Here is a 6,316-nt window from a genome sequence, read left to right as displayed (position 1 = left end):
GACCGCGCGCTGCTGGAGCGGCTGGGCGAGGACGCCCGGCAGTCCCACGCCGTGCTGGCCGCGGCCGTCGGCGCGCCCGAGTCCACGGTGCGCCGTCGGCTGCACCGGCTGGACGGGGCCGGGCTGCTGCGCACCCATGCCACCGTGGACCCGCGGCTGCTCGGCATGGCCGTGGACGCCAACCTCTGGCTGGACGTGCCGCCCGGCCGGCTCGCCGAGGTCGGTGCGGTGCTGGCCCGCCACCCGCAGGTGCACGGGGTGTTCGCCACCAGCGGCCCGGCCGACCTGCTGGCCACGGTGTTCTGCCCGGACCACGGCGAGCTGTACCGCTTCCTCACCGGCACCCTCGGCCCGCTCGGCGTCGCCCGGGCCGAGACCACCATCACCGCCCGGGCGGTGAAGCGGGCGGGAGTCCTGCTCCGGCAGCCGCCCCGGCGGCCGTGAGGCGTGTCGGGAGGATTCCCGCGGGGGAGCACGGCGGAGAGGAGGCCGCCGGGGACCCGGCCGGCCGGCCGTTACCTGCGGGGTAATCGACGCCCGCCGCTCCACCGGGCAGGGTGGTGGCACCCGGCGAGGCCGCCACGGCCCCGGGCTCCCACCCCCTGACAGGAGGCGATCCGCCATGTCCGCCCACGCGAACACCCTCACGCCCGCCCGGCCCGGTTCCGCCTTCTCGCTCCGGACGGTGCGCGGTGCCCTCGCCCTGGACGCCCTGGTCACCGGCGGCAACGGCCTGGCCTACCTGGCCTTCTCCGGCCCGCTCGGCGAGCTGCTCGGCGCCGGCCGCACCACCCTGGTCGACATCGGGCTCCTGCTCCTCGGGTACGCGCTCGCGGTCGGCGCGCTGGCCGCCCGCCGACGGCCGCCGGTGTTCGGGGTGCGGACCGTGATCGACCTCAACCTGGCCTGGGTGGTGCTCAGCCTGGTCGCGATGGAGCTGTGGCTGGAGCCGACCACCGCCGGCTTCGTCTGGATCCCGGCGCAGGCCGCGACGGTGGCCCTGTTCGCCGTCCTCCAGTTCACCGCCCTGCGGCGACAGGCCCGCGAGCAGGGCTAAGGGCCTGTCTTCAAACTCGCGTCTGCGGGGCGGCGTTGGGGCACGCACCTCGCCGCGTTGTCGTCGGTCGCCAATGGCCCCCAGCCTTCGGCCGGGAGGTGCCCCCACCGCAGTGGCTCCCTCCTCCGCCTTGCGATGCACGCACCCCAACGCCGCCCCGCCCGCCCTCCGGGCGGACGACGGGAGTTTGAAGACAGGCCCTAACGCTCCGGCCCGACCACGGACTGCAGGAACCGCACCGTCTCCGCGTCGGCCGGCAGGAAGGTCTCCATGGCCAGCTCGGAGACGGTGACGTCCAGCGGCGTGTTGAAGGTCGAGATGGTGGAGAGGAAGGAGAGCACCCGCTCCTCGTGCCGGATCCGCAGCGGCAGCGCGAACGGGAACCCGTCGGCGGCCGGACCGGCCGTCCGGTCCTCGGCCTGACCGTCCGCCGGGGACCCGACCGGCTCGGGGTAGCCGCGGACCTCCTCGTACAGCCGGCGCAGAGGCTCGGCGCGGACCAGTTCCAGCTGCCGTTCCATCCGCTCCAGCAGGTGCCGCCGCCACTGCCGCAGGTTGACGATGCGCGGTGCCAGCCCGTCCGGGTGCAGGGTGACCCGGATCGCGTTGAACGGCGGCTCCAGCAGGTGCGGGGCGACGCCGTCCACGAGCAGTCCGAGCGAGCGGTTGGCCGCCAGCACCCGGAAGGACCCGTCGACCACGACCGCCGGGTACGGGTCGTGGGCGGCCAGCAGCCGCTCCAGCCCGCCGCGCAGCGCGGCCATCGACGGGTCGTCCAGCGGCGTCTCGGGGTAGTGCGGGGCGTAGCCGGCCGCCAGCAGCAGGGTGTTGCGTTCGCGCACCGGGACGTCCAGCTGCTCGGCCAGCCGCAGCACCAGCTTCTGGCTCGGCCGGGAACGGCCGTTCTCGACGAAGCTGAGGTGGCGGGCAGAGGAGTCCGCCCGCAGCGCCAGTTGCAGCTGGCTGAGCTGCCGTCGTTCCCGCCAGCCGCGCAGCAGCGGGCCGACGCCGGTTCCCGTCGGGCTGCCCATGCCCGCCATGATCGTCATGGCCCAGGACGGTACTCGAACGGGCCCGGTCGGCGGGAGGGGGCGCTCTGAAAGGGGGGGCGCGATGGGGTGGTCGCGAGCGGGCTACCGGACTCAGACGCCGGTGCTCGACCCCGGGCGGATGACCATGAGGACCACGACCACGGCCCACAGCAGGTTGAACACTCCGGCGGTCATCGGCAGCATCTTCAGACCGCTGACGGCCTTGGCGTGCTGCTCGTCCGACGGGTCGAGATCGAGCGCGTCCACGGCGGCCTGCTGGCCGGGCAGCACGAAGAGCAGCAGCGCGAGCGCGGCGATCGCGGTCAGCACCATCGAGACGATCACCCAGGACTGTCCGAGCACGTCCATCACCTGGGCCAGGCCGATGCCCAGCACCGGAACCGCGACCCCGAGCAGCGCGTAGACCTGGGTGATCCGGTGCAGCACGCGCAGCACGCCGGCGTCGGAGGCCCGGTCCGGCCCGCCGGCCAGCGCGGCCTTCGCCCGGCGCGGGAACATGCTGACGGCCACCGCGACCGGGCCTATGAACAGGACCGACACGAGGACGTGCAGGCTCAGCAGGAACTTGGCCATGGCGGGGCACCCTTTTGAATCCGGTGGGCAGCTGGTCGGTGGGCACCCGCGTTCGGCGCGCCCACGACCAGGCACGCTAACACCGCTTATCCGCCGGCCCGCCGCGCGGGTGGGCGCCGGGGCCCGCCCCGGCCCCGCGGTCAGCCCGCCGCCGTGAGCTCCACGATCCGGGGCGGGGCGGTGCTGACAGCGGCGACGGCGGCCGCGTGCTCCGGGTCGCTCCAGTCGAGCAGGTGCAGGTCCTCGTACCGGCTGCGCAGTGGCGCGCCCGGCAGGACGGACAGTGGCAGGGCGGAGAGGTCGACCCGGCCGAGGGTGTCCAGAGTGGCCCGCCCGATCTTGATCAGCGACTCCTTGCGCACCCAGAGCCGCAGGAACGCCGCTTCCGGCTCCGGGTCGGCCTCGACCAGGGCGAGCTCGGCCGGGGCGAGCACCCGGCGGGCGACCGAGCTCAACGAGGCGCCCCGGCCGGACAGCTCGACGTCCACCCCGACCGGCTGGAGCCCGGCGCCGGCCGCGACCACGCCCCGGGTGTGCGACAGGCTCACGTGCACCCCGGGGTGGTCCGGCAGGTAGGGCTTGCCGTGGTCGGCGAGCCCGCAGTCCGGGCACTGCTGGGCGAGGACGAGGCCGGCCACCGGTACGCCGAGCAGCCGGGCGGCGCAGAGCCGGACCAGCAGGTGGCCGGCGGTGAAGTCGATCCGCCCGGACTCGTGCCGGAAGCGCGCGGCGCGCTCCCGCTCCATGGCGGTCAGCAGGTGCTCGCCCGCCTCGGGGTGCCGCAGCACGGCGTCGGCGGACGTGACGGCGACGAGCGGCGCGCTCTGTTCCTGGGCCTCGGTGGTCATGGTTCAAAACTAGGGCCTCGCGGCCCGTCAGCGCCCGCCCGGGGGACGACTGCTCCGCATGTATGAATTTCGGATCAGATCTGAGGATCTGTAAGGTGCGAATAGTCCGTTTTTGGGTTGGATATCCCGGATCTATCAGATCGACAACATCCCGGCCGGGGCCACCGTCGTGGTGAACATGCTCGGGGACAGCCCGGTCGTCAACACTTACACCGGCACCGGCCTGGCCGGCGACCAGACCACCGACATGCGCTCGAAGCTCATGTACAACTTTCCGACCGCGACCTCGGCCCGGATCCTCGGCAGCGCCCAGTTCCAGGGCTCGGTCATGGCCGGCAACCCCGGCGGCACCACGACCATCGCCCAGCCGGGCATGAACGGCCGGGTGTACCTCGCGGGCAACCTGATCCGCACCGGCACCGGCGGCTACGAGATCCACAGCTACCCGTTCGACGGCGACCTGCCGGACTGCGCGGTGACGCCGAGCCCCTCGCCGACGGCGCCGTCCCCGTCGCCGACGTCGCCGAGCCCGACGTCCCCCTCGCCGACGGCCCCGTCCCCGACCTCTTCGTCGTCGACGTCGCCGAGCCCGATGTCCCCGGCGCCGACCTCGCCGTCGGCTGGTGCGACGACGTCGAGCGCCGGTCCGGCCCCGACCGGCCATCACCCGACCGATGAGCCGGCCGGCCACCACCCCGGTGGCGGCGGTGAGCTGCCCTCCACCGGTGCCGACAACGCCCCGGTGGTCTTCGGCCTGGCGGGCGTGGGCCTGCTCGGTCTCGGCGCGCTGGCGGTGCTTGCCGTCCGCCGCCGCGGCCGCCACGGCTGACGGCCCGTACGGTCGAGGAGCCGGGCAGCCGGGCAGCCGGACAGCGGCGCAGGCCACCCGAGTCGATCCGGCCGGGCGGCCTGCGCCGTTTCCGTCTCCGTCTCCGCCCGCGCGCCGTTCGCAGGCTCCGGCCGCCTACCGCCCGGCCGGGTAGTGGGCGAGGCCCGAGGCGAGCAGGCCGAAGGACCGTTCCACCGCCGCCTCGACCCGGGTCCGCACCGCCTCGGCCGGCTCCCCGGCCACCACGGCCCGCCGGACCTCGCCGAGCACCGCCCGGTGGGCCCCCGCGACGGCTCCGGCCAGGACCCGGGGGAGCGGGTCCTGGGGCTCGGCCCCCGACTCCTCGGCCAGGGCGGCCGCCAGTGCCGCCTCGGCCCGTTCGCCGAGTTCCAGCAGCCGGGCCCGCAGCGCCGCGCTGTCCTCGACGATCCGCCAGAACGCCGCCATCCCCGGGTTCAGCCCGACCGTCGGCTCCCCGCTCGCGAAGGCCGCCAGCAGGTCGGCCCGCACGGCGTCCACGGCGGAGCCGCCCGCCGGGCGGTGCCGGACCACTTCGGCCAGGTGGGCGACCACCTCCTCCTGCCGGTCGAAGAACAGGTCCTCCTTGGTCGGGAAGTAGTTGAAGACCGTGTTCGGCGAGACCCCGGCGGCCCGGGCCACCTCGACCACCGTGACCCGGTCGAACCCGCGCTCGGCGAACAGGCCCATGGCGGTGTCGGCGAGCAGTTCCCGGGTCTGCTGCTTCTTGAGTTCGCGAAGTCCCATGGCCGGATTCTATCCGCAGATCATGGTGTCACTTCAAACTTGCAGTGACACCAAAAATATCCGCTACGGTGGCGGCATGACCTTCACCTTCGGCATCTACCCCGGCGGACTGGTCGGTGACGACACCGGCGTGATCCTGCCCACCCGCCCCGACGACCCGGCCCGGACCACCGCCGCCCTGCGCGAACTCCAGGGCGGCGCGGCGGAGTTCCTGGTCCGCGCCTACCGCTCGTACCCGGGCGGCGAGCACACCCCCGAGCGGCCCGGGCAGTACGCCGTCGAGGGCCGCCGGCTCGACCTGGTGGTCCAGTACCGGGAGCGCAGCGGGGAGTTGGCCGGCTGGCTGGACTTCGTCCGGCGGACGGTCCGGACCGAGGGGCACCGCCTCGCCCTGCTCCAGATCTGCGAGGAGCCCAACCTCGACCTCCCGCCCGTGGACGGCAGCATCCCGAACGTCCGCCGGGCGCTGGTCGAGGGCGTGATCGCGGCCAAGGAGGAGGCGCTGGCCCGCGGATTCGGCCGCCTGGCCGTCGGCTTCAACGCGGTGCCCTCCTTCGGCCCCGCGGACACCTTCTGGTCCGAGCTCGGCCGGCTCGCCGACGAGCGCTTCCACCGCGCCCTGGACTACGTCGGCCTGGACTTCTTTCCGGACGTCTTCCGCCCCGTCCCGCCCGGACAACTCGCCGACGCGGTACGGGCGGTGCTCACCGGCTTCCGCCGGGAGTCGCTGCCCCGGGCCGGGATCGGGCCCGGCGTTCCGCTGCGGATCTGCGAGAACGGCTGGCCCACCGGCCCCGGGCGGAGCGAGGCGCGGCAGGCCGAGGTGGTGGCGGAGGTGGTCCGGACGGTGGCCGGGCTCGCCGCCGAACTCAACGTCACCGGTTACGCGTTCTTCGCCCTGCGCGACGCGGACAGCGCGGGCGCCGGACTGTTCCCGCACTTCGGCCTGCTGCGCGACGACTACACGCCCAAGCCCGCCTTCGCGGTCTACCGCGGACTGGTCGAGGAGCTGGCGAAGAGCGGCGAACCGGCCTTCGGTGCAGGCTAGTTCGTCTCGAAGAAGCGCTCCACGGTGCGGCGCTGGGCGGCGACGGCGTGCACCGGCTCGCCGATCACCCGGCCGGCCAGCGCGACGGCCAGTTCGCCGACGTCCTGGCGCAGCAGGCGGGCCGCCTCGGCCCGGTCGGCGGCG

Annotated in this window: 8 protein-coding genes; 4 read left to right on the top strand and 4 right to left on the bottom strand. The window is 74.4% G+C overall.

The window, feature by feature from the left end:
- Positions 1-444, top strand: a 444-nt coding sequence (locus KS423_RS35510; RefSeq protein ID WP_224283871.1) for an Lrp/AsnC family transcriptional regulator, incomplete at its 5' end; no start/stop codon positions are given.
- Positions 445-622: 178 nt separating this feature from the next.
- The gene (locus KS423_RS35505; RefSeq protein ID WP_224283870.1) at positions 623-1,057 is read left to right on the top strand and encodes a hypothetical protein; all 435 of its coding nucleotides are present in this window, start codon (positions 623-625) and stop codon (positions 1,055-1,057) included.
- Positions 1,058-1,257: 200 nt separating this feature from the next.
- On the opposite strand, the gene KS423_RS35500 is transcribed toward KS423_RS35505, so the two are convergent.
- The 3 genes from KS423_RS35500 to KS423_RS35490 form a co-directional block, all read right to left on the bottom strand.
- A complete protein-coding gene (locus KS423_RS35500) occupies positions 1,258-2,106 on the bottom strand; it encodes a helix-turn-helix domain-containing protein (protein WP_224283869.1) in 849 nt (282 codons plus the stop codon).
- 93 nt (positions 2,107-2,199) lie between these two features.
- Positions 2,200-2,682, bottom strand: coding sequence for a DUF2269 family protein (locus tag KS423_RS35495; RefSeq protein WP_224283868.1), 483 nt, complete (start codon positions 2,680-2,682; stop codon positions 2,200-2,202).
- Positions 2,683-2,822: 140 nt separating this feature from the next.
- The gene (locus KS423_RS35490) at positions 2,823-3,530 is read right to left on the bottom strand and encodes a 4'-phosphopantetheinyl transferase superfamily protein (RefSeq protein ID WP_224283867.1); all 708 of its coding nucleotides are present in this window, start codon (positions 3,528-3,530) and stop codon (positions 2,823-2,825) included.
- Positions 3,531-3,642: 112 nt separating this feature from the next.
- On the opposite strand from KS423_RS35490, the gene KS423_RS35485 reads away from it, so the two are divergent.
- Positions 3,643-4,359 (top strand): choice-of-anchor A family protein, encoded by a 717-nt coding sequence (locus tag KS423_RS35485; protein WP_224283866.1) that lies wholly within the window; start codon positions 3,643-3,645, stop codon positions 4,357-4,359.
- Between the two features lie 135 nt (positions 4,360-4,494).
- Here KS423_RS35485 and KS423_RS35480 read toward each other — a convergent pair whose 3' ends face one another.
- Positions 4,495-5,124, bottom strand: coding sequence for a TetR/AcrR family transcriptional regulator (locus KS423_RS35480; RefSeq protein WP_224283865.1), 630 nt, complete (start codon positions 5,122-5,124; stop codon positions 4,495-4,497).
- Positions 5,125-5,200: 76 nt separating this feature from the next.
- Between KS423_RS35480 and KS423_RS35475 the strand changes: the two genes are divergently transcribed.
- Positions 5,201-6,172 (top strand): hypothetical protein, encoded by a 972-nt coding sequence (locus KS423_RS35475; protein ID WP_224283864.1) that lies wholly within the window; start codon positions 5,201-5,203, stop codon positions 6,170-6,172.
- The last annotated feature ends 144 nt before the right edge of the window (positions 6,173-6,316 follow it).

Source organism: Streptomyces sp. LS1784 (assembly GCF_020103755.1).
In the GTDB taxonomy this organism is placed as follows: domain Bacteria; phylum Actinomycetota; class Actinomycetes; order Streptomycetales; family Streptomycetaceae; genus Kitasatospora.
The sequence above is the reverse complement of the archived record's forward strand: the minus strand, read 5'-3'. Positions and strand labels throughout refer to the sequence as shown.

Excerpts from the sequence above, each read along its gene's own strand:
- KS423_RS35490 (WP_224283867.1), bottom strand. The coding sequence starts at position 3,530 with ATGACCACCGAGGCCCAGGAACAGAGCGCGCCGCTCGTCGCCGTCACG.
- KS423_RS35495 (WP_224283868.1), bottom strand. The coding sequence starts at position 2,682 with ATGGCCAAGTTCCTGCTGAGCCTGCACGTCCTCGTGTCGGTCCTGTTC.
- KS423_RS35480 (WP_224283865.1), bottom strand. The coding sequence starts at position 5,124 with ATGGGACTTCGCGAACTCAAGAAGCAGCAGACCCGGGAACTGCTCGCC.
- KS423_RS35505 (WP_224283870.1), top strand. The coding sequence starts at position 623 with ATGTCCGCCCACGCGAACACCCTCACGCCCGCCCGGCCCGGTTCCGCC.
- KS423_RS35500 (WP_224283869.1), bottom strand. The coding sequence starts at position 2,106 with ATGACGATCATGGCGGGCATGGGCAGCCCGACGGGAACCGGCGTCGGC.
- KS423_RS35475 (WP_224283864.1), top strand. The coding sequence starts at position 5,201 with ATGACCTTCACCTTCGGCATCTACCCCGGCGGACTGGTCGGTGACGAC.